The organism is Arthrobacter sp. PGP41 (assembly GCF_002953935.1).
Lineage (GTDB): Bacteria > Actinomycetota > Actinomycetes > Actinomycetales > Micrococcaceae > Arthrobacter.
Window position 1 is genome coordinate 1,020,259 of record NZ_CP026514.1, and the last position, 22,478, is coordinate 1,042,736.

Sequence of the window (22,478 nt, forward strand, 5' to 3'; positions counted from 1 at the left end):
ATGTCAGCTCATGGGGGGATGCCGGCTCGGCACGCAGGAATGTTCATGGCTGCGGCCGTTCTGGCCATGTCGCTGGCGGGGTGTGAGTACAGCGGCCCGGACGAGCCGCCGGCGCCTTCATCCCCACCGCCCGCAACGCCGTCGGCCGCGTCCTTCAAGGACAACGTCAACGAAGTGGCCCGTTTGCTCGAGGCTTCCCCTACGGACCCCGGCATGCCGTCGGAGGCTGAACCTGCCGGGAAGCTGTCCCTTGAGCTGGCGCCCGGAGACTACCTGGTCACCGGCGCCTGCGCAGGGGTTTACGGGGCCAAGCTCACTCTCATGAAGGCTGACGGCGTCCCGGAAGCGACCAGCTTCGAGTGCACCTCCACGCTGGACCGCTTTGTCAGGCACGACGGCGGGCCCCTCACCATCAGCGCGGTGCCGCCCACGGGCAGACCCGCCGCAACGGGCGTCAAGGTGCAGCCCAACCCTGACCGCAGGCTTTCGGAGCTCGAAGACCTTTCAGACTGGGCAGCACAGCAGCTGCAACCGCCTATGCCCGGAGAGCTGCGGGGAACCAGCAGCGGGAACACAACCACCACGGCCAGCCTGTCGGCCCCACCGGGCCAGTATGAACTGCAGATAGTCTGTGCCGGACTGCCGGTAGCCGAGTTGTCCGTCTCCACCTGGAAGGGTGCGGAAGTCCTCGCCCCCGTGCTGGTCCCTTGCGGCGGGAGCGTGTTCAAGGCGCCGGTGGTGCTGCCCACCGAGGGGGCCGACCTCACGATGGGACCCGGTGGCCCGGACAGCCGGTTCGCTTACCGGCTCGTCCCCACAGGCCAGCCCTGAATCGCCTCCGGACGCCGCGGATCGGGCTGGGCGTAGGGTGGGGAGTTGGACGATAGGAGCATTTCATGAAGAAAATCCTCATGGTACTGACCAGCGTTTCCGAGATCGGCGATACGGGAGAGAAGACCGGCTACAACGTGGCCGAGGCTGCACACCCCTGGAAGGTGTTCAAGGATTCCGGGCATTTCGTCGACTTTGCATCCATCCAGGGCGGCCAGCCCCCGCGCGACGAGGTGGACACGAAAGATCCCATCCAGATCGCCTTCACGGAGGATGAGACCACGCGCGCCGGCCTCTACAACACTGCCCGCGTCGACGTCGTGGATCCGGAACAGTACGACGCCGTCTATCTCGTGGGCGGCCACGGCACCATGTGGGACTTCCCGGACAGCGAAGGCCTGCAAAACCTGGTGGCCAGCGTTTACAACAACGGCGGTTTGGTGGGCGCTGTATGCCATGGACCGGCCGGCCTGCTGAACGTGGTACTGGAGAACGGGCTCCGCCTCGTCGAGGGCCGCAAGGTGGCCGCCTTCACCAACGACGAGGAGGTCGCTGCAGGCAAGGACAAGGTCATTCCGTTCTTCCTGGCAGACCGGCTTGAGGAGCAGGGCGCCACCCACGTCTTCGCTGATGTCTTTGAGGAAAAGGTTGTGGTTGACGACCGGCTGGTGACCGGCCAGAACCCGGCATCAGCTGCCGGCGTGGCCAAGGAGATGGAGAAGCTTTTCGCAGTGGTCATCCACCAGGAAAAAGCCGAGGAACAGCACGACGCCGAGGCTCTCCGGGCCGAGAAGGACGCCGTCAAGGCGGCTGCCGCGGAAGCGGAGCAGTAGCACCCAGCAGGCACTAAAAACTCACGGCCACCCGGATGAAAGGGTGGCCGTCAGTTTTTCGTATGAGAGGCGGCAAACGGGGGCAGCTTAGGCTTGGCCTATGTCTACTGATGATGAGAAGGACCCTCCCGTCCCCGCTGACGTTGAGGGCAAGATCCCGAAGAAGGTTCACGACAAGCCCGGTGCAGACGATGATAAGTCACGGGCCGAGGAGCCTCAGGGCTAACTAATCGCAGTGCATCCGACTGGGTGACCAACACCAGGCATCCGAGCCCACCCGCGATGTGGAGGGGACCTGGCCGCTACCCCGCCACCGCCGCCTTCGCTGCCTGGGAGGCCTTCATCCATTCGCTCAGCCACGGTGCCCGCACGGTGGAGGTGATCCGGCAGTCGGCCACGAAGATTCCCTTAGCGCCGGCGTCCGTCCAGTCCTGCAGCGCGGACAGGTCGGCCAACGAGCGGATGATCGCCGACTCGGCACCCAAAGCGCGGGCAATCCCGCTGAAGTCCACCTCGGGGATCAGCATCGGCTTTTCGGTCAGGCCCTGGGAGCCGTACTGGTGGATTTCGGCGCCGTACGCGGCGTCGTTGTAGATCACGACAATGGCGCTGCGGGCCGCGGCAATCAGCGATTCAAGGTCAGACAGGCCCATCAGGAAGCCGCCGTCGCCGGAGGCCAGCACCAGGGTGCGGCCGTCCTCCAGCGCGCGGGCTGCTCCAACGGCGCTCGCAAGTCCCAACCCGATCGTCTGGTAGGCGGTGCCCACCATCACCAGGTCCTGCGGCCGCGGGATGTTCCAGTACATGGGCGCCCAGCCCACGAAGTGGCCGCCGTCCTGGACCACCGTGCGGCGCTCCGGCAGCACGGCGTCCAGGGCGATGGCAAGGGACCGCGGGTCCAGCCGGCCGTCCGGGGTTTCCGCGGAGCCCGGGTGGTGCCCCGGACCCTCGGCCAGCCGACGGCGGGCTTCCGCGCGCCAGGCTTCCGCCGCAGTCCCGCCGTCAAGCAGCGCCAGGAGGCGCGCCGCCGCGGCTTTCGCGTCCGCGCTGACGAACAGGTCCACCCGGGGGTGCGTGGGCTGCAGGCCGGCGTCGATCTGGATGACGGTGCTGTCCGGGCCGATCAGGTGCCCGAACCGCATGGTGAACGGGCTCAAGCTGGCCCCGGCCACCAGGACCACATCGGCCTCGCCCATGAGGCCCGCCGCGGTGTCGGTGCCGAAACCGCCCGCGACGCCCAGGTACCCCTCGCCGTTGAGGAGGTTGAGCGCCAGGGCGGTTCCGGCGGTCAGTGCGCCGAGCCGGTCGGCGAGCTCGCGGAGTTCCGGGCCGGCGCCGGCGAGGTGCGCACCCCGGCCGGCAAGAATCAGCGGCCGCCTGGCCCCGGCGAGCAGGCGGGCTGCCCGCCCAAGGCCGCCGTCGGCGTCGTCTGTCACCTTTGGCGCCGCCGGTTCCGGAAGGTCCTCGTCCGCGGCCTCGAGTGCCGCGAGGTCGTAGGGAATGGCAAGCACGACGGCGGTGCGCCGGGTGAGTGCGTATTCCACCGCCTGCCGGGTGATGGCACCTGCGGCGTCGCGGGTGACGGTGAAGGTGGCCGCGCCGAGGCCGGCGGCGATGGCCGTTTGGTCCACGTCCCAGGGCCGGGCGCCGCTGGTGGGTGCATCCCCGGTGACCAGCACCACCGGGATCTGCGCCTGGACCGCCTCGGCCAGGGCGGTGAGCGCGTTGGTGTAGCCGGGACCGTAGGTGGTGGTGCCCGCAGCGAGCCGTCCCGACGTCCGGTAGTACGCGTCCGCCGCGGCGATGGCGGCGCCCTCGTGCCGGACGGGGGAGAAGCGGAGGCCCTGCTTCTCCGCGGCGTCCAGGAAGTAGACGTTGCCGTTGCCCATCACGCCGAACACATCGCTGACATAGTTGCTGAGGACCTGCGCCACGCGGCCGGAGACGGTGAGAGTAGTCATGCAGGCATCGTGTGGCCTGCGTCTCATGTTTGCAATACCGACGGATCCTGCTGGGACTTTTGGCAGCAGGAGTTGCTGGCAGTGACAATCTGCCCAGTTGTGGCGCGCCCTGCGGGTCAGTCCGAGGGGCGCGCCTCCTGCTCCGACAGCCGGCTGATGAGGCCGTCGTAGCGGGGCGGCATGAGTTCCAGGATGGAGATGGCCGTGCTGGTGCGCTGGACCCCTTCGATCTCCAGGATCTGGTTGGTGATGCGGTAGAGGTCCCCGGTGCCGCGGGCCACCACCTTGGCCACGAGGTCCGCGTCCCCGGTGGTGGCGTGGACTTCGATGACCTCCGGGATCGCCTCGAGCCCGTGCTCCACCGAGCCTGTCCGGGTCTGGCTGATCGATAGCGAAAGGAAGGCCATCAGGTCGTAGCCGAGCGCGGCGGGGTCCAGCCTGCGGCTGAAGGAGCGGAGCGCGCCGCTGCGCTCCAGCCGCGCCAGCCGGGCGTGGACCGTGTTCCGGGCGACGCCGAGCGTGCGGGAGAGTGCCAGGGCGCTGGCTTCGGGATCCTTGTCCAGGGCCAGGATGATCCTGCCGTCGAGGGAATCCAGGGTGCGAGAGTTCGCAATGGTCATATTTTCACCACACACAGTAGAAGTTGAGCAGAAGTCCCAATGGTTAGAGGGTATCTTGCAATGTGGCCCGGGTCACTCCCATGATCGGACCTCATGACCAGTAATCAGCTTGTGGCCGGTCCCGAGGCAGCGCTGCCCGCCCTTCGCGGCGCCGTCGCCGGCCTTCCGTCCTACGTGCCGGGCCGCCGCGGTGCCGGCGTGGACGTCGCGGCCCTCGCCAGCAATGAAAGCCACTACGACCCGCTGCCCGCAGCCGTCACCGCGGTGGCCGAAGCGGCCGGCAGGATGAACCGCTACCCCGACATGGCCGCCGTCGAACTCCGCGAACGGCTCGCCCGGCACCTGGGCGTCACCCCTGCGGAGGTGGCGGTGGGTCCAGGCAGCGTGGGCGTCCTCCAGCAGGTCATCACCGGACTGTGCGACGCCGGCGATGAGGTGGTGTTCGCGTGGCGGTCCTTCGAGGCCTACCCCATCCTGGTGGAGCTGGCAGGCGCCCGGCCGGTCCGAATCCCCTTGGACGGGGCGGAGGGCCACGACCTTGAGGCCATGGCCGCGGCCGTCACTGACCGCACCAGGGTGATCCTGCTCTGCACGCCCAACAACCCCACCGGGGTGCCGATCAGCCACGACAGCATCGAGGCGTTCCTGCAGGCTGTGCCGTCCAGCGTCCTGGTGGTGATCGACGAGGCCTACATTGAATACGCTGAAGCCGGCAGCGGCCCCGATTCCCTGGCGCTCTACCGCCGGTACCCGAACGTCTGCATCCTGCGCACGTTTTCGAAGGCTTACGGCCTCGCCGGGCTGCGCGTGGGCTACGCCGTGGCGGCGCCGGCCATCGCCGAGGGGCTGCGCCGGACCGCCCTGCCCTTTTCCGTGAGCGCGCTGGCCCAGAAGGCGGCCGTCGCGTCGCTGGACGCGGGGGAGGAGATGGAAGCGCGGGTTGCCGCCGTCAGGCAGGAGCGCGCACGGATGGCCGCGGAACTGGCGGCCCAGGGCTGGAGACTGCAGCCGAGCCAGGGCAACTTCCTGTGGATCCGTGCCGATGAATCCCTCCTTGCCAGGCTGTTGGAGGCGTTCGACGGCGCGGGCATCCTGGTCCGGGCGTACCAGGGCGACGGGGTGCGGGTCACCGTGGCCGATCCCGCCTCCAACGACCGCGTGCTCCGGATCCTTGAAGCCCACGCAGCCTGAAGTTTTATCCCCAACAGTTCCACCTACAACCAGAGGAATTCCCATGGAACAACAGACAAAGACGTCTGCGCGCGCCCTCGGCGCCGCCCTCAAACCCCGCCAGCTCACCATGATGGGGCTCGGCAGCGCCATCGGCGCGGGCCTCTTCATCGGCTCCGGCGCAGGCATCCAGGCCGCCGGCCCGGCGGTGCTGATCTCCTACCTCGTGGCCGGTACCCTCATCATCCTGGTGATGTGGGCCCTCGGCGAGATGGCCGCGGCCAACCCGGACAGCGGCGCATTCTCCGTCTACACCGCCAAGGCCTACGGGCCGGTCGCCGGCGCAACCGTCGGCTGGCTCTGGTGGCTGCAGCTGGTGGTGGTCATCGCCGCCGAAGCGCTCGGTGCGGCAGGCCTGCTCGCCACCATCTTCCCCGCACTGCCGGTGTGGCTGATGGCATTCGTGTTCATCGTGGTGCTCACCGCCGTGAACCTCACCAGCGTGAAGAACTTCGGCGAGTTCGAGTTCTGGTTCGCCCTGCTCAAGGTGGCGGCGATCGTCGGGTTCCTCTTGGTGGGCTTTGCGCTGCTGTTCGGCTGGCTGCCGGGTGTGCAGTCGCCGGGCCTTTCCAACTTCATGGGCGACGGCTTCGCGACCAACGGATTCGCCGGGATTGCCACGGCACTGTTCGTGGTGGCGTTCGCGTTCGGCGGCACCGAGATTGTGTCCGTGGCCGCAGCCGAGACCGCAGAGCCGGCCCGCAGCGTGAAGAAAGCCGTCCGCACCGTGCTGTGGCGCATCCTGGTGTTCTACATCGGTGCCATCTTCATCATCGCTGCGGTGGTTCCCGTGGGTTCGGCGGGGCTGAAGAGCCCGTTCGCCGCCGTGCTGGAGGCCGCCGGCATGCCCGGTGCGGCCACCGCCATCACCCTGGTGGCCGTCGCGGCGCTGCTCTCCGCGCTCAACGCCAACCTCTACGGCGCCTCCCGGATGGCGTACTCCCTGGCTGAGCGGGGCGAAGCGCCGCGGCTGCTTGCTTCCGTGTCCAAGGGGCAGGTCCCGGTGGCCGCGGTGCTGGCGAGCGTTGCCTTCGGCGTTGTCACGGTGGTGCTGGAGCTGGTTTTCCCCGAGATGGTCCTGGGCGTCCTGCTCAACATCGTGGGCTCCACCTGCCTGCTGGTGTGGACGTCCGCGCTCCTGGCCCAGCTCGCGCTGCGCCTCCGTGCCGACCGCGAGGGTACGGAGCTTCCCCTGCGGATGCCCGGCTTCCCGTGGCTGACCGTGCTTGGCCTGGTCATCCTCGCGGCGATCTTCACGGTGGGCTTCATCGGCGAGGATTCCCGTCCCCAGCTCCTGAGCACGTTCGCGCTCGTCGCGCTGCTGGCGGTTGGGTGCTGGGTGAACCAGCGGAACCGTAAGGTTGCGCCTGTTGAAGCGTCGGAGGACGCCAAGCAGCCGGTGCTTATCGACTGAATAATCCGCCTTGGCCCGGGTTGCGGGTTCAGAGCGCACGAAGGGCGCGTCCGGCTTTGGCCGGGCGCGCCCTTCTGTACCGACCGGAGATGTGGGGAATACGTACCTGGCGGGGAGTGTCGGTCTGTCCCCGGATGAGCGACGGCGGCCACAGCACACCTGTATCCTGAGTATCTAGTTCAAGGGCCCCGGCGGCCATCGACCAAGCCCGGCGCGCAGCCGGATGAGGGGTCTGGAAGCTGGGCCGCAGCCTTGGACGTCGTCGAACCGCCGCCGCGATCGTCACCCCGGCCGGCTCCCGGATTTTCAGAATGGATCCTTCATCAGCATTGACCCGCCAGCACCCGCGTTAATCCCGACGCCGGTCCCCAATCCCGTGAGCGCTGCTGCGGCGGATGAGCCTGCCGTTGTGATCTGGGTTGAAGCGGGGACCAGCATGACCGCGCGCTGGCGGTCGGCGAACGGCAGGCCGGCGCCGGCGCGGGCCGATGTGGTGGACGATTCCCTTACGGCCGATGAGGCGTACCGGATGGCGTCCCAGGGGATCGCGATGCTCTGGCGCGGTGACTTCCATAACGGGCGGCAGCTCCTCAACGCCCTGGACCGGCGGGTAGGCGGCGGGAAGAAGGGGACCACTGGAACCGGTGCCGAGAGGTTCTACCGGCACCGCCAGTCCGCCTCGCACCGTGCCCGCATTCTCGGTCTGCTGCTGATTCCCCTTGATCCGGGCCCGGTGGTGCCGCTGCGCCGCGCCCCGGACATCCGGGAGGCCGCCGCCGAGGCGTACGGTGGCATAACCGAACCGTCCGTGGTGTCCCTGCATGAGCTGGTCGGGGCCGTTGGCGCCCACGAGTGGCGGCGGAACGGCGTCTACGTCGAGGCCCTGCAGGGCCGCATCCACCCGCACTATGGCACGTTCTTCCCCACCCGGAGCGAGTATGTGGATCTCGTGGCCACCGCCGCGCTGCCTTCTGAGACGCTGGCGTTCGACGTCGGAACCGGCACCGGCGTGCTCGCTGCCGTCCTCGCCCGCCGCGGCGTCCGCCGCGTGGTGGCGACGGACAATGAGCCGCGCGCCGTCGCCTGCGCCGCCGAGAACTTCCGGAACCTCGGTGTAGCGGACCGTGCCGAGGCGGTCCTGACCGACATGTTCCCGCCGGGCCGGGCGCCGCTGATCGTGTGCAACCCGCCGTGGATTCCCGCCACGCCGCATTCCAGCCTGGACAGCGCGGTCTACGACCCCGGGAGCAGGATGCTGCTCCGCTTCCTGAACGGACTGCCCGACCATCTGGAGCCGGGCGGCGAGGGCTGGCTGGTCCTCTCCGACCTGGCCGAGCACCTTGGCCTGCGCTCGCGTGAGGATCTGCTGGCCGCCATCGGTGCTGCAGGGCTGAAAGTGGTGGAACGGCTCGACACCAAGCCAACGCACCCGAAGGCATCGGACCGCGACGATCCCCTGTTCGAGGCGCGCGCGGCCGAGGTCACGTCCCTGTGGCGGCTCGTTCGCCGTTAGCCCTAAAAAATTTTGTAAGACCGCAGAATGCTTGCGGCCGAGGTTGCGTTCCTGGGGTGGCAGAAAATGGAAACACCAAGCGAAAACTGCGACGACGAAGTGCCCGGTTTGCGGCCACGAATCATGGCGCATTATCTACGGCATGGTCATGCCCGACGCAGTGAGCAGGACCCCAAAGCCGAATTTGCCGGCTGCGTAATCGTCCCCGAAGAGCGCTTCTACCCTGCCACGGGCAAAGTTGAAAGCGGCATAGCCAAATGGGCGTGCCAGAAACCCGAGTGCTGCCATCGTTGGTGATGAAGCCGCACCAACATATCTAGCCCGCTACCGGAGCCTTCGCGGCCCGCGGGGCGTAAATTCACTAGCCAAGGGCCCGGACGCTGGACGTGATCCGGCAGCCGGCCACGAACGTTCCCCGGGCGCCGGCGTCGGTCCAATACATGGGTGCCCAGCCGATGAAGCCCCGGCCACCAGGGCCACGTCGGCGTAGGCCATGAGCCCGGCCGCGGGTCCGTGCCGAAGCCGCCGCGACGCCGAGGTGTCCCTCGCCCTCGTGGAGGTTGAGCGCCAGGCGGTGCCGGCAGTCAGCGCGCCGAGGCGGTCGGCGAGCTCGTGGAGTTCCGGCCTAGCTCCGGCCAGATGCTCTCCCCGGCGAGCAGGCGGGCAACCTGCCCAAGGCCGAGGTCGACGTCGTTCGCCGCCTTTGGTGCGTCCCGCGCCGGAAGTACCTCGTCCGCCGCCTCGAGCGCTGGCCGGGTGCGCCCTTCGTCATGCACCTTTGCCGGGCATGCCGTGGGGCCTCCGGCCCAGGAAGGCCGCCGCAGCCTGTGGCTACCTCGCCGCTGCTCCGGAGGTGGCCTCCTCGGCTTCATCGCGGATTTTCTTCGGCGTTTCCTCGTTGACGGGGCTGACGAACTTGTGAATCATCGAGCCGATTCCCTCGATGGTCGTCGTGAGTACGTCCCCCTCCGAAAGATAGATCTGCGGAGACCGCCCAAGCCCTACGCCCTCTGGCGTACCTGTGAAGATCACGTCGCCCGGATAGAGGGTTACGATCTTGGACAGGTAGGAGACAAGCTGCGGAACCGAGAAGACCAGGTCCGACGTCCGGGAATCCTGTACCGATTCCTCACCCTTGAGGCAGCTCACCCGCAGGTCATCCGGGTTCTCGAATTCATCCGTGGTCACAAGCCAAGGGCCTATGGGAGCGTACTTTTCGAACGACTTGCCCATGCTGAACTGCGGTGAGGTACCTTCCAGTTGCACCTGGCGATCCGAAATGTCCTGCCCTGCAGTCAGGCCAGCTACGTGTTGCCACGCGTCTGCTTCGGATACATTCCTTGCCTCCGCCCCTATGACTGCGACCAGCTCAACCTCCCAGTCGACGGAGTTGCCGGATAGCTCGATCGTTCCGGACGGGCCCGTTATGGCGCTGGGGAACTTCGTGAAGACCATCGGGACGGAAGGCACTGGCAGGCCAGATTCCTTGGCATGGTTTACGTAGTTCAGACCAATAGCAAAAACTTGGCGGGGGCGAGGCACTGGTGAACCGAGGGCGTCAAAGTCGAACGGGGCCGATGACGAGAGGTCGGCAGTGCGCGCCCAGCCGACGAATGCTTCCCATTCGTCATACACAGACTGCGGATCGGGGCCGAAACGTCCACCGCTCGCAGCCGCAACATCCACGGCCCCTTCCCCGGTGACGATAGTGAGTCGGTTGGTAACGTTTGCGATGCGCACTTATGTTCCTCCTGGTTATTGGTCTTAGGCTGCGACGTTTGCTGCTGCGCGAAGTTCGTAGAGCAACTGGAACTCCCCGCCGGAGCCCATGGTCTTCGGATCGATCCCGGACCCTTCGATTCCCTTGCCGAATTCCTTGATTACGCGCTCTGCATCGACGCCTGTTTGCAGTTCGGCGAGAATTGTCCAAGACGCGGGCAGTGCGCTGGCGGTTGCGCGGCCTTCCCGGGTTGAATCTTTCGCGGAGCTCACTGCGGCGTCTGGTTCCATCAGGCACGCGGTGTGTACAAGGTGTCCTGCGATCACGCCCGGCAGCAGCGTATCTGCGATCAGCGTCCGCAACGGTTGTTCGTGGCGACGCTCGGGCGAAAGCTCGATCGCCAGTACGCGGCTGGAGGAACCGAAACCGCGCTGTACGCTGATGACGCAGGCTGCCCGCCGGAACTGCCGGAAGGTGGGGATAACGCGTTGGGTCAGTTCGGTCGGGTTGTTGAGTCGGCGAAGGTATTCCGGCGAATTCAGTACCGAGAGGTCAGCGGTCTCATACACGGTGAGGTAGTTTGCTTCCGCTGAATCGGGTTGGTCAGTTGCTATGAAACGGCGGGCGCGCATAAAACCCGGTGTTGAGACCCGTTCCGGCACATGTTGGTAGTTGTACCAGTCATCGAATGTGGGTACGTCGCTGCGCCCGACCGTGATCCAGTTGACCAAGGCCGCCGCGCCCGACAGTGATTGAAAATGCACGGATAGTTCCTTTCTGATGCCCGGCTATCTTGTCCGTGGTGGACAGGGGATCAGCAGCTGGGACGTGTCTTTGGCAGTGCCAGGATCGGCGGGACGCGAAGGCGGCGGCCAGTTGGCTGCGGTCGCTGCGGCCAAGCGTGAGGCGGCGATGCAGTTGCTGATCCGGCGGATTTCTGCGTACCCGGCCCGCTCGCTACCAGTCGTGGCGGTTGATTAGCTAGAGAGCATTGGCCCTTGTGAGGTTTTCAAGCTGATGCGAGCCTTCGTCCGGTGTCCATGGCGTCAGCTGTTCCGGGCAGACGATTGCCCTGCCATGGATCTCTCCCTTTTCCATTGCCGTGAAGGCCTTTTGCACGTCAGCGAGCGGATACTTGCGGGTCACGACCTGATCCAGTGCATACCCTCCGGTCTTGGCCATGTCTACTACGAGCGGCAGGTCGCTTCGGGTTCGTGCGCCGAAGGAACCCACGATTGACTGTCCTCTCCGGACGAGGGGCGTAATCGGAACCGAAGCGGTCTGGGCACCCGCAGCGATCCCCACAGCCACCATTCGTCCCCCCTCGCTGAGAAGGGAAATGGCTTGGGCAAAAGTCGCTGGGTGACCTAGTGCTTCGAATGCAACGTTTGCACCTCTCCCTCCCGTCAGCCGCCGTACCGCTTCTACGGCATCCTCTGTGCCTGAGTTGATGGTGAAGTCAGCCCCCAGGGACTTCGCTGCTGCAAGTTTGGCGTCGCTTATGTCGATTGCGATGATTGGAGCGGCGCCGGCAAATTTTGCGACTTGGATGAGGCTCGATCCGACCCCGCCAACAGCAACGATGGCGACGGATTCCCCGGCCTCAAGCCGGGCAGAGCGGGTGACTGCCCCGAATGCGGTGAAAGCCGCGCAGCCTAGGACGGCGGCCTCTTCCAGCGGAAGTTCATCAGGCACCGAGGCTAGAGCTGAAAGCGGCACGACTGCATATTCAGCCATGCCGGCCATTGAGTACATGGAGAGGCGGCTGTTGTCAGAGCGGCGAAGCCTGGAGGTCCCGTCGAACAGGTTTCCGTGCAGCCGGTTCTCCTGGAAGAACAGTTCGCACAGGTCGTCGCGCCCCTTGCTGCATGAGTCGCACTTGGTGCATGGCATGATGAATGCCCCGACCACCCGGTCTCCCACAGCTCTTTCCGAGTGGAAGGTACCTTCGCCGATTGCCACGATGGTTCCGCTGATTTCATGGCCGAGCACGGCCGGCGAGGGAAACGCCACTTCGCCCTTCATCACGTGCAGGTCGCTATGGCAGACCCCGCAGGCCGCAATCTTGACCAGGGCTTCGTCCTTTTGCGGTTCCGGGGTAGGAATCGACTCTACGTTGAGCCTGGCCCCTTCGCCGTCCCACACGGCCGCCTTCATCGTGGCCGGAATGACCGGCCCTTGTGGTTCTTCCTTGATCATTTGCAATCCCTGTCTGGTTAATGCGGTGCTAGGCCGCGGCAAAGCTGCGGTCGGAGTTGGGGGGCTTCGGTCTTCTCACCGCCTGGGTTTGTCAGCCGGACCCGGTAAGCGGGAACTCACGCTCCGGCTCACCGCTGGCCCAAAGTATGGAGGGAATCGGCCAAGCCTTTCGACGTGCCCGAGGCCTTCACTTTGCGGCTTCCGTCCGCGGTAATTACCTTGTTGGTGAGTACGCCAATGCCCTCGATTGATACTTCGACGACGTCGCCAGCGTGAAGGAATGCAGCCGGGTGTCGTGTAAAGCCCACTCCCGCTGGTGTTCCAGTGATGATGACGTCTCCGGGTGCGAGCGGCCAAACGGATGAGACATGCCGCACGATGTCCACGACACCGAAAATCATGTGGCTGGTTGATGAGTCCTGGCGTCGCTTCTGGTTTACAGACAGCGAGATCTTGAGATCCTCCGCGCACCCGAGTTCGTCGGCGGTCACCATAAGCGGTCCCATGGGACCGAAGCTCGGAAAGGATTTCGCCGCCATCCATTGGCTTGTCCGCCGCTGCCAGTCCCGGGCCGTCACGTCATTCATGATCGTGTAACCGGCGATGGCATTCCGCGCTTCATCGACATCGGCATGGAATGCCGGCTGTCCGACGACGATTGCGAGTTCTGCCTCATAGTCCACTTCCTGTGATGCGTCCGGCAGGATGATGTCACGCCCGGGCCCCACAATGCAGGATGGGTGCTTAGCGAAGACGACGGGTTCGGATGGGCGAGGTGAACCGGTTTCGGCGGCATGATCCTCATAGTTGAGGCCAATTCCGATCAGGGATCCGGGGCTTGGTACCGGTGCGAGAATCTCCACCTCCGCTGCAGGCAACCAGTCTTCGGGCCTGGATCCAGCCGCCAGCTCGCTTAAGCGGCCCTTCCAATATGTCCAGTCCTGTAAAACGTCGCGCATACTCACAGCACAGGTCATGTCCTCGGCAGCGGCCCACGAGGTTACCGGCAGCACCTTGGAACCGTCAGCGCTTTCCCGGACTATGGCAAGTGCGGCAAATCCGGACTGATCGTAGGAAATGAGCTTCATGTCATTTCCTACGAAGGATTCTTCACGGCCAACAGGCGGCGGATCTCGCGGCTGACATGATCCACTTCGGGATGGTCCTCGTCGTCCAGCCGCCGGGGTCGGTCGCGATTGAGCTCGAACTCGGCGAGGATGCGTCCGGGCCTTCCTGAAAGGACGATGACCCGGTCTGAAAGCAAAGTGGCTTCCGCGATTGAGTGGGTGATGAAGAGAACGGTGGGACGTCGTTCAATCCACAGCGCTTGCAGGTCGTAGCACATCTGTTCGCGGGTGAGGGCGTCAAGGGCTCCGAAGGGCTCGTCCATGATGATAAGGGGAGGTTCATGCAGAAGCGCCCGGCAGATGCCGACCCTCTGTTGCATGCCGCCGGAAAGCTCATGTGGGCGGTGATTTTCGAATCCGGAAAGGCCCACCTGGGCGAGCAGAGCCTTGGCTTTCGCGGTGGCCTCCTCTTTGGGCATGTCCCTCATCTCGGCTTGCAGGAGCACGTTGGAGATGATCGTCCGCCAGTCCATTAGGAGCGGATTCTGGAAAACGATCCCCAGATCTGAGTGGGGCTTCGTGACCGTGATTCCTCCGACTCGGACGCTGCCGGACGAGGGGCGGATGAGCCCGGCCACTGCCTTAAGGAGCGTCGATTTACCGCATCCGCTGGGCCCCACGACGGATACGAACTCCCCGGCCTTGATCTGCATGTTAATCGGTTCCAAGGCCCTTACGGTCTTGCTGCCCGATTGGTACTCGATCGACAGGTCCTGGATATCGATCGGTGTCCCTGCGCTGCGCTTCATGTTCACTGCCCCTGGCGTTACCGTGTGGCTCATTGTGCGTGCTCATTGGTGTAGTAGAGATCGAGCGGCTTTTCCTGAAGGCCCGTGTTTTCGACAAGAATTTTTTGGGTTTCTTTCCAGTCTGATTCTTCCGTCACGCATGCAGGCTTCCCCTCGGTGGCCTTTGTGTGCAGCAGCGGGATAGTGGCCTCGATCTGCTTCAATGCCAGCTCCCTATCGAAGCGCGGCACACCTTTTACAAAGTGGTCGGCTGCCTTCGCTGGGTTCGCCACCACGAAATCGACAGACTCCTGCGTTGCTTTGATGAAGCGGTCGAGAAGCTCCTTGTTCTGGCTAGCCCAGCTCGTGTTGGTCACGATCGCCATGCTGAGCGTGTCCACGCCAAGTTTCGAGAACGAGAGATAGTCCATGTCTTTGCCCGAACTCTGCTCGACTGCGGGGAGCTGCAGGGTGTAGTAGCCGAGAAAAGCATCCGAGGCTCCTGTCAGTACCGAGTTCTGCTTCGCTGCGGGGTCGGACAGGCCCACCAATTTCACGTCGTCCTTGGACATACCGTTCTTCGCGAGGACTGCCGGAAATATTTGCGACAGCGAGTCGCCGGGCGTCACAGCCACCGTTTTTCCCGCCAAATCCCGGATCGATGAGATGCCCGCGCCGGCCGGGAAAATGGCAGACATGGGGTTGCGCTGTGCCAGAACGCAGGCTGACTTGACGGGTAGCCCCTTGCCCACGCCACCCATCATTGTCCCTGCATCGACGAGACCTACCGGGTCGCTGCCGGATGCCACCAACTGCAATGTCGAGGCAGATCCTGTTCCTTCTTGCGGCTGGAGTTCAATGCCGTGCTTGGCATAAATGCCTTCGACCATTCCGGCAAAAAACCATGGATGGTCGGCCGCTTCAAATGTCCAGTTCAGGCGGATTGGCAGCTTGTCCAATCCCTTGGCCTCGGATCCGGACGGGTTTGAAGCCGGGGTGGCGCAGCCGCTCAAAGCCATAATGGCCGATGCTGCCAAGGCGGTGAACGTAACTTTTTTTCGTGCTTTCACGAGAACTCTCCGATGGGTTCTAGGGAATAAGGACTGTGGTTAGAGAGCAGGTCCGGTGGTGACCGCTGTCTCGGCGCGCTGGGATACGTGCCAGGGAATAGCAAGGCGTTCGATCAACGTCACCGTGTAGTAAACGATCAGACCGAGGACTGTGAGGATGACGATGGCCGCAAACAGCAAGGGCGTGTCCAGGTTCGCGTTCGCCCGCAATAGCAGGTAGCCGAGACCCTCCGTGGCTCCGACGAACTCCCCGACCACTGCTCCGACGACTGCCAACGTTATGGCAACCTTCAACCCGGAAAACAAGTGGGGTAAGGCGGCCGGGAGGCGTACCTTCGTGAAAATAGACCACTTGCCGCCACCCATCGACCTGACCATGCTGGCCATCTCGGGGCTGGAAGAGCGCAGGCCGGTCATAGTGTCAAGCAGGATCGGAAAGAAGCAGATCAAGAACGTGACCAGTACTTTGGGCACGATGCCGAAGCCGAACCAGACGACGAAGAGCGGAGCCAGCGCAATCTTCGGTACGGTCTGTAGCAGAACAAGGAACGGATAGACGATCGTCTCGAACCACTTGAACGAGACGATCAGCATGGCCACGGGAACGCTAATGAGTACGGCGAGTATGAATCCGGTAAGGACCTCGAATGTGGTCACCAGCGTTGCATTCCACAGATCTGCCCGTTCGGTCCAAAGAGTGTTTGCCACTTCCGTGGGCAAAGGCAGGATGTACGTGGGGACTTTCAACGATGTCACCAGGACTTGCCAAAGAAGAACGGCGGCGATTCCTACCACCACAGGCATGATCCAAGTCCGATGTTTACCCCAGGCCGCTGCAGCACGGCGTGTTCCGACAGGTCTGGATGCAGGCCGGGGTTGCCTGTCCGTAACGCTCAATGTCATTTGATTGCTTCCTGGCTTGTCGCGTCTGGGCTAGAACTGTCCATTGCGCTGTTGGAATTTTGTTGGTTTTCCTATCGTGGGTCCCTGCGCCTGTGTCCACTCAGATACTCGCTCGATCATCTGATGCAGAGTCACGGAGGGATAGCCGAACTCTCCCTGTAGTGCCGTTCCGTCCATGACATAGGCGGTTTCGTTTTCCTGGCCCTCGAAGGTCACTTCCTTGCCGAACCGCCGCCCGAATTGTTCGGCCAACCACCGGACAGAGACAATTTCCGGTCCTGTGATGTTCAGCTTCCGGGGAGGAGTCGAGGCAAGGTTCAGGCTGCGGATGGCATATTCGGCAACATCGCGCTGCCAGATAACGCTGGCATGGCTCATCTCCAGGCTTACCGGCTTCGAATCGAAAACCGTCTGGGCGATTTCCTGGAGGACCCCGTACCGGGTTTCGATCGAGTAACCGAGCCGGAAGATAAGCAGCGGGGTCTCATTCTTGAGGGCGAAGTGTTCGAATACCCGCTCCCGTCCCACGCAAGAAGCGGCGTATTCGCCGAGAGGACCTGGCGCGTCGGACTCTGTCGACCCGCCGTGGCGCACATCGGCCATGGGGTAGGTCAGGAGTGTCGAGAAGGCCACGATCCTGGAGTCCCGAAACTTTTGGGCGACACGGCCCGGAAGGTACGAATTCATCATCCAGGTGAAGTGCTCGTTGCCCGTCGTCCCGAATTTGGCGCCGGCCATGTAAATGACATTTTTGGTGTCCGGCAGGGAGTCCAGTTGCTGGTCGTCGGTGAGATCCACTGCCAAAGTCCTGACTCCATGAGAGTCAAGGAGGGTTCGGGTTTCGGGGTCCGAGAAACGGGCGATCCCGAAAACTTCCTTATTCAGGCCGGCCTTATCAATTGCCCGTTTCGCCATGATGGCGACGCTGGGGCCGACCTTTCCTCCGACGCCGAGTACCGCAATGTCTCCTTCTAGGGAGGCGATGTCCTGGATCAGTTCTTCGGAAGGCGTCGTTAGATCGGATTCAATGTCGAGAGGAAAGTTCATATTTTCTCCTTGCGGGTTCACACACGTCTTCGTGCGTTGCTCCAATGCTGACATGTGGAAAAGACCCAAAGAAGAGGGCAAACCCCCACCGTTGGGCGCTATCATATTGTGATGGTTTCACAATCAGGGGCTCGCAGGTATGATCCGGACATTGCACGCCTGACGTCCGAAGTGGTGGACCTGATCTGGAACGAGCTGCCCGGATACTCGGCCGATAAGTTGCAGAAGCCGGATCTGATCAGGTCTGTGGAACGCTACGTTAGGCTCACCATCAACGTGCTGCGACGCGGCGAAACGCCCACATTCGGCGAGCTTGCGATAGAGAGTGATCTCGGAAGCCGGCGTGCGAAGCAGAATGTCCCATTGGAATCGGTCATTCTGGCGTTCCGCGTGACTGAACGGGTCCTCCTGCTGGATGTCTTGTCGGACCGCCATCGGTGGCCGCTAAAGTTGACCCGGCATTATGCGGATTTGGTAATTGACACGTTTGACCGACTTTCCCAGCACACGGTCAATTCATATCGTGAGACCTACTCCGTGCTGGAGTCGCTGCATGAACGCGCGCAGAGCGACTTGATGGATGCGCTCATAAGCGGTATCGCGCTTCATCCCGCGCAATTGTCGACGTGGGCGCAGATGCTTTCGGTGGAGCCCGGCCGCCCATACCTGGCGGTGGCCATAGCGACCGAGGGAGAAAAGGACCCTTTGAAGGCGCTTCGCCTGCGGACCAGGTTCACGCTTGCCCTGCAGCCGTCCGCTGTAGGGCCGGTCCTGTTCGGAGGAACCTCGGCAGCGCAAGTCGGCTTATTTTCTCCCGCTGGCCCGGTTGCCAGAGTGATCGAAAATTTAAAGTCGACCATCGCAGGGCTTCACTGGGACGGGCGCCTCATCGTCGGTGTCGGCACTGTCGGCGAGGATCTCGCAAGTGCTGGCTCGTCTTGTCTTGAAGCCTTGTCGGCCGCGGATGTGGGCATGCGCCAAGAGCGGCGGCAAGCCGTAGTCACTTATGAAGCCGTCTTGGTGGACTCTTTGCTGTTGGACCGGGCTAAGACCGCCGATGCTTTGATGGCCACCCGATTGCGGCGGCTGGAAGACCACCCGCATCTACTGGAGACACTCCAGGCCCTGGTAGACAATGACTTCTCTCAATCCAAAACTGCGAGGAGCCTCTTTGTGCACATCAACACAGTGGCCCACCGACTGAAAAAGATACAGACTTTGACCGGGTACGATCCGCTACGGCTAAATGACCTGCTGGAACTTGCCCTGGCTATTCGCTACCGCAATCTCACGCGAGGGGATGCGGCTGGGGCGGATCACTGAGCCGGCGAGAAGACCTTTTTATTAGTCGGGACAGGCCTCTAATGAGCCGCCTTCTTTAGTCCCATGAACATCGTCCGGTGCAGGATATCCACGTGCTTCCGGGCGACCTCGACGGCGTCCTGAACGTCTCCGGCGCGGAGGGCTGCCACCAGGGCGATGTGGTCCTGGTTGGACTTGTGCAGCTTCTCGATCGGGTAAGGGATGAAGTAGTCGTAGAGCTCGGCGAGCGTCTCGTGATAAACCTCGACGGCGGAGTCCAGGCATGACGCAGTACCCACCAGTTCATGGAACTGCTCGTCCATCCGGTGGTAGTAGGACCAGTCGGTCGCCTCGGCCATTTCCCGGGTCAGCCGCTCCAGCTCATCCAGCTGCTCAGCGGTGGCGTTGACTGCCGCGTAGTGCGTCACGGCGCATTCAAACAAAAGCCGCCGGTCCACCAGCCGGTTCACCGCCTGGGATTCGGCGGGGGATGCCGACAGTGAGGCCAGAACATCAGTAGGCGGCGCATCCGCCACGAACGTCCCGCCGGCCCGGCCGCGCCGGCGCACCACCACGCCCTGCTCCGCCAGGCTTGCCAGAGCACGGCGGGCAGTGATGGGGCTGACCGAGAGGCCCAGGGCAACTTCCTCCTGGTCCGGCAGCCGCTCACCCGGTTTCAAGAGCCCCAACGAAATCGCCATCCCGATCCGCATCCGCACGGCGTCCATGGCACTGCGGCGCTCCATCCCGGGCATCCTGCCGGCGCCGAGGCGCGGGGGTTCAACGGTGTCCTCCAGCTGACGGGTCATATCCGCTACTTTACGGCCCACGCCGGCCCTCTTCCCTTTATTGGATCATTCTGATCTAATATAACCCGGATCACACCCCAACGCGGAGAAAAACCCATGCAACGCATCCTTCCCCTCGTCGCGGCCCAAGCAAGGCCCCGGCTCATCGGCGAACCCGTTTCGGCCTTCGCCGATGAGGTCAAAGGAGCCCTCGAAGCCCAGCCGCATAGCAAGCTCGTCGTCTTCCCCGAGCTGCACCTCTTCGGCGACGAAAACCCCGACCTGCAGCGCACGGAAATCCTTCAAGAATCCGCCGAACCGCTGGACGGACCAAGAGTCAAAGAACTCAAACAGCTCGCGAAAGACCTCAACATCTGGCTGGTCCCGGGCAGCGTCTGCGAACGCGGCCCCGAAGGACAGCTCTTTAACACCCAGCTGGTCCTGTCCCCGGAAGGGGAGCTCGCCGGCTACTACCGGAAGATCTTCCCCTGGCGCCCGTTCGAGCCCTACGACCCCGGCGACAAGTTCACCACCGTGGACCTGCCCGGCATCGGCAGGGTGGGCCTGAACATCTGCTACGACGCCTGGTACCCGGAGGTCTCCCGCCAGCTCGCCTGGATGGGTGCCGACGTGATCCTCAACGTCGTCAAAACCACCACCCCTGACCGCAAACAGGAACTGATCCTGGCCAAGGCCAACGCCATCGTGAACCAGGTGTTTATGGTCAGCGTCAACTGCGCCGGCCCCACCGGCCAGGGCAGGAGCATCATCGTGGACCCGGAGGGCAACACCCTCGCCGAGGCGCCCGACGACGCACCCCGGCTGCTCACCGCGGAACTGGACCTGGCCGCCGTCGACCGCGTCCGCACGCACGGCACGGAGAACCTCAACCGCCCCTGGTCGCAGTTCCGCGAGGGGGAGCCCGCCGTCGAACTTTCCGTCTACCAAGGCCGGATCAATCCGTCCACCTGGACACCGCCGTCCTACAAGCCCTAAGGAAACACCGTGACAACCACCCTCACCCGCACGCTGAAGCTGCCCTCGCTGGTCCTGTTCGGGCTGGCGTACCTGACCCCCATCATCGTCCTGGGGATCTTCGGCATCATCGCCGAAACCACCGGCGGCGCCGCGCCCGCCGCGTACCTCGTGGCGCTCGTGGCCATGCTGTTCACCGCGCACAGCTACGGCCGGATGGCCATCGCCCACCCCGTGGCTGGCTCCGCCTACACCTACGTCCGCCGCTCCATTGATTCCCGCATCGGGTTCCTGGTGGGCTGGGCCGTGCTGCTGGACTACCTCTTCCTGCCCATGGTCATCTGGCTCATCGGCGGCTCCTACCTGAGCGCCCAGTTCCCCGGGATCCCCATCGGCGTCTGGATCGTGGGCTTCATCCTCATCACCACGCTGCTGAACATCCTGGGCATCAAGGTGGCGGACAAGGCCAACTACGTCCTGATGGCATTCCAGCTGCTGGTCCTGGTGTTCTTCGTGGCGCTGGCCATCGGCAGCGTGGTGTCCGCCAACGGCGCCGGGGGACTGGCCAGCGGCCAGCCCTTCTTCAATGACACCGCCAGCTTCACCACCATCTCCGCCGGCGCCGCCATCGCCGCGTACTCGTTCCTGGGGTTCGACGCCGTCACCACCCTCACCGAGGAAACCATCGACCCGCGCCGGACCGTGCCGCGCGCCATCATGCTCGTGGCCCTGATCGGCGGCGGCATCTTCGTGGCCGTCTCCTACGTGACCCAGCTCGTCCACCCCGGCGGGGTGTTCGAGGATTCGGCGTCCGGGGCCAGCTCCATCGCCCTGCAGATCGGCGGGCAGCTGTTCGGTGCCGTGTTCCTGGCCGGCCTGGTGGTGGCGCAGTTCGCCTCCGGCCTCGCCGCGCAGGCCAGCGCCTCCCGCCTGCTGTACGCGATGGGCCGCGACTCCGTCCTGCCCAAGGCGGTCTTCGGCCGGCTCAGCGAGAAGTTCCACACCCCGGTGGCGAACCTGGTGATCACCGGCGTCGTGGGCCTGATTGCGATCTTCCTGGACGTGGCGACGTCGACGTCGTTCATCAACTTTGGTGCCTTCACCGCCTTCACGCTGGTGAACGCCGCGGTGGTGTTCCACTATGTGCGCCAGTGCCGGGCCGGGCAGCAGCTGAACCCGGTGTCTTACGTGGTGGTCCCGGTGATCGGCGCCGTCATCTGCGCCTATCTGCTCTCCCGGCTGGACAGCAACGCCATTACGCTGGGACTGTCCTGGCTGGTGCTGGGCGTGATTGTCCTGGCCCTGATCACGCGGGGCTTCAAGGCGGCGCCGCCGGAGATGGCGGCGACCGAGAAGGCAACGGTCGAGGCGGCTGCCTGAGTCCGTTTCGTTTGTAGTTTGTAGTGTGGCCGGTGGGCCGAGGGAAGGAACTCTTGTGCGGATAGCGCTGGGGCAGCTGGAGTCGGGCGCCGACATCCGGGCCAACATCGCCGCGATCGACAGGTTCGCCGCCGAGGCAGCGCACGACGGCGCCGCGTTGATCGCATTCCCGGAGTACGCCACCTACGAGAAGAAGAAGGTGGACGCGACCTTCCCCGCGGTGGCCGAGCCGCTGGACGGCCGCGTCTGCCGGGAGCTCGCTGACATCGCCCGCCGCCACCGCATCGCGCTGGTGGCGGGCGTGGTGGAGACCTCGGAGGAGTCGGGCAGGGCATACAACACGCTGGTGGCTTTCGGGCCCGACGGCGGCCGGCTGGCTTCCTACCGAAAGATCCACCTTTTCGACGCGCAGGGCTTCGGGGAGTCGGAGTTCATCAAGCCTGGCCCGTCTACCGCGCCGGTGGTGTTCGAGCACGGGGGAGTGCGGTTCGGGCTGATGACCTGCTACGACCTGCGGTTCCCCGAGCTGGCCCGGTCGCTGGCCGACGCCGGCGCGCAGGTTTTGCTGGTCTGCTCGTCCTGGGTGCCGGGCGAGCACAAGACGGAGCAGTGGCTGGCGCTGAACGCGGCGCGGGCAATCGAGAACAGCGTGTACGTCGCGGGCGTGTGCCAGGCGCCGCCAGTGTCCGTGGGCAGAAGTGTGCTGATGGACCCAATGGGTGTTGTGGAAGCGGACCTTGGGTTGGATCCCCGGGTGCGGACGGTGGAAGTTTCGCTGGAGACGGTGGACCGCGTCCGGGAGTCGTTTCCGATGTTCCGGCAGCGGCGGCTTTAGGG

General features: G+C 64.3%; 22 protein-coding genes. 10 read left to right on the forward strand and 12 right to left on the reverse strand.

Annotated features, from left to right (window positions below; genetic code table 11):
* Positions 1-45: 45 nt before the first annotated feature.
* The 3 genes from C3B78_RS04730 to C3B78_RS20210 all read left to right on the forward strand — a co-directional run bounded on the left by C3B78_RS04730 (position 46) and on the right by C3B78_RS20210 (position 1,890).
* The gene (locus C3B78_RS04730) at positions 46-831 is read left to right on the forward strand and encodes a hypothetical protein (protein ID WP_104997043.1); all 786 of its coding nucleotides are present in this window, start codon (positions 46-48) and stop codon (positions 829-831) included.
* Between the two features lie 65 nt (positions 832-896).
* The gene (locus tag C3B78_RS04735) at positions 897-1,664 is read left to right on the forward strand and encodes a type 1 glutamine amidotransferase domain-containing protein (RefSeq protein ID WP_104997044.1); all 768 of its coding nucleotides are present in this window, start codon (positions 897-899) and stop codon (positions 1,662-1,664) included.
* A 100-nt stretch (positions 1,665-1,764) separates the two neighbouring features.
* On the forward strand, positions 1,765-1,890 hold the full coding sequence (locus C3B78_RS20210) for a hypothetical protein (RefSeq protein WP_267895222.1): 126 nt from the start codon (positions 1,765-1,767) through the stop codon (positions 1,888-1,890).
* Positions 1,891-1,966: 76 nt separating this feature from the next.
* Here C3B78_RS20210 and C3B78_RS04740 read toward each other — a convergent pair whose 3' ends face one another.
* The gene (locus C3B78_RS04740) at positions 1,967-3,625 is read right to left on the reverse strand and encodes a thiamine pyrophosphate-binding protein (protein WP_104997045.1); all 1,659 of its coding nucleotides are present in this window, start codon (positions 3,623-3,625) and stop codon (positions 1,967-1,969) included.
* A 116-nt stretch (positions 3,626-3,741) separates the two neighbouring features.
* On the reverse strand, positions 3,742-4,245 hold the full coding sequence (locus C3B78_RS04745; RefSeq protein ID WP_104997046.1) for an Lrp/AsnC family transcriptional regulator: 504 nt from the start codon (positions 4,243-4,245) through the stop codon (positions 3,742-3,744).
* A 93-nt stretch (positions 4,246-4,338) separates the two neighbouring features.
* On the opposite strand from C3B78_RS04745, the gene hisC reads away from it, so the two are divergent.
* The 3 genes from hisC to C3B78_RS04760 all read left to right on the forward strand — a co-directional run bounded on the left by hisC (position 4,339) and on the right by C3B78_RS04760 (position 8,402).
* Positions 4,339-5,436, forward strand: a complete 1,098-nt coding sequence (gene hisC / locus C3B78_RS04750; RefSeq protein ID WP_104997047.1) for a histidinol-phosphate transaminase — start codon at positions 4,339-4,341, stop codon at positions 5,434-5,436.
* Positions 5,437-5,479: 43 nt separating this feature from the next.
* The gene (locus C3B78_RS04755; protein ID WP_104997048.1) at positions 5,480-6,889 is read left to right on the forward strand and encodes an amino acid permease; all 1,410 of its coding nucleotides are present in this window, start codon (positions 5,480-5,482) and stop codon (positions 6,887-6,889) included.
* Between the two features lie 436 nt (positions 6,890-7,325).
* Positions 7,326-8,402: a N5-glutamine methyltransferase family protein gene (locus C3B78_RS04760; RefSeq protein WP_104999641.1), complete on the forward strand. Its 1,077-nt coding sequence runs from the start codon at positions 7,326-7,328 to the stop codon at positions 8,400-8,402.
* A gap of 584 nt (positions 8,403-8,986) precedes the next feature.
* On the opposite strand, the gene C3B78_RS19965 is transcribed toward C3B78_RS04760, so the two are convergent.
* From C3B78_RS19965 to C3B78_RS04810, 9 genes are all read right to left on the reverse strand, one after another.
* The gene (locus tag C3B78_RS19965; protein WP_234005520.1) at positions 8,987-9,178 is read right to left on the reverse strand and encodes a hypothetical protein; all 192 of its coding nucleotides are present in this window, start codon (positions 9,176-9,178) and stop codon (positions 8,987-8,989) included.
* Positions 9,179-9,233: 55 nt separating this feature from the next.
* Positions 9,234-10,142, reverse strand: a complete 909-nt coding sequence (locus tag C3B78_RS04770; RefSeq protein WP_104997049.1) for a fumarylacetoacetate hydrolase family protein — start codon at positions 10,140-10,142, stop codon at positions 9,234-9,236.
* Positions 10,143-10,166: 24 nt separating this feature from the next.
* On the reverse strand, positions 10,167-10,886 hold the full coding sequence (locus C3B78_RS04775) for a DUF4286 family protein (protein ID WP_104997050.1): 720 nt from the start codon (positions 10,884-10,886) through the stop codon (positions 10,167-10,169).
* Between the two features lie 217 nt (positions 10,887-11,103).
* Positions 11,104-12,321, reverse strand: coding sequence for a zinc-binding dehydrogenase (locus C3B78_RS04785; RefSeq protein WP_104997052.1), 1,218 nt, complete (start codon positions 12,319-12,321; stop codon positions 11,104-11,106).
* Between the two features lie 128 nt (positions 12,322-12,449).
* A complete protein-coding gene (locus C3B78_RS04790; protein WP_104997053.1) occupies positions 12,450-13,409 on the reverse strand; it encodes a fumarylacetoacetate hydrolase family protein in 960 nt (319 codons plus the stop codon).
* Positions 13,410-13,417: 8 nt separating this feature from the next.
* Positions 13,418-14,197, reverse strand: a complete 780-nt coding sequence (locus tag C3B78_RS04795; RefSeq protein ID WP_104999642.1) for an ABC transporter ATP-binding protein — start codon at positions 14,195-14,197, stop codon at positions 13,418-13,420.
* 29 nt (positions 14,198-14,226) lie between these two features.
* A complete protein-coding gene (locus C3B78_RS04800; RefSeq protein WP_158677182.1) occupies positions 14,227-15,246 on the reverse strand; it encodes an ABC transporter substrate-binding protein in 1,020 nt (339 codons plus the stop codon).
* A gap of 39 nt (positions 15,247-15,285) precedes the next feature.
* A complete protein-coding gene (locus C3B78_RS04805) occupies positions 15,286-16,050 on the reverse strand; it encodes an ABC transporter permease (RefSeq protein ID WP_158677183.1) in 765 nt (254 codons plus the stop codon).
* A gap of 129 nt (positions 16,051-16,179) precedes the next feature.
* Complete coding sequence (locus C3B78_RS04810) at positions 16,180-17,196, reverse strand: NAD-dependent epimerase/dehydratase family protein (RefSeq protein ID WP_104997056.1); 1,017 nt, start codon at positions 17,194-17,196, stop codon at positions 16,180-16,182.
* Positions 17,197-17,307: 111 nt separating this feature from the next.
* On the opposite strand from C3B78_RS04810, the gene C3B78_RS04815 reads away from it, so the two are divergent.
* Entirely contained in the window at positions 17,308-18,519 is a 1,212-nt protein-coding gene (locus C3B78_RS04815) for a PucR family transcriptional regulator (RefSeq protein WP_158677184.1), read from the forward strand.
* 38 nt (positions 18,520-18,557) lie between these two features.
* On the opposite strand, the gene C3B78_RS04820 is transcribed toward C3B78_RS04815, so the two are convergent.
* A complete protein-coding gene (locus C3B78_RS04820; protein ID WP_104997058.1) occupies positions 18,558-19,307 on the reverse strand; it encodes a FadR/GntR family transcriptional regulator in 750 nt (249 codons plus the stop codon).
* Positions 19,308-19,403: 96 nt separating this feature from the next.
* On the opposite strand from C3B78_RS04820, the gene C3B78_RS04825 reads away from it, so the two are divergent.
* Genes C3B78_RS04825 through C3B78_RS04835 form a run of 3 tightly spaced genes read left to right on the forward strand, consistent with a single transcriptional unit; the run spans position 19,404 to position 22,476 of the window.
* A complete protein-coding gene (locus C3B78_RS04825; protein WP_104997059.1) occupies positions 19,404-20,282 on the forward strand; it encodes a carbon-nitrogen hydrolase family protein in 879 nt (292 codons plus the stop codon).
* Between the two features lie 9 nt (positions 20,283-20,291).
* Positions 20,292-21,641 (forward strand): APC family permease, encoded by a 1,350-nt coding sequence (locus tag C3B78_RS04830; RefSeq protein WP_104997060.1) that lies wholly within the window; start codon positions 20,292-20,294, stop codon positions 21,639-21,641.
* A gap of 55 nt (positions 21,642-21,696) precedes the next feature.
* A complete protein-coding gene (locus tag C3B78_RS04835; protein ID WP_104997061.1) occupies positions 21,697-22,476 on the forward strand; it encodes a carbon-nitrogen hydrolase family protein in 780 nt (259 codons plus the stop codon).
* Positions 22,477-22,478: the final 2 nt, after the last annotated feature.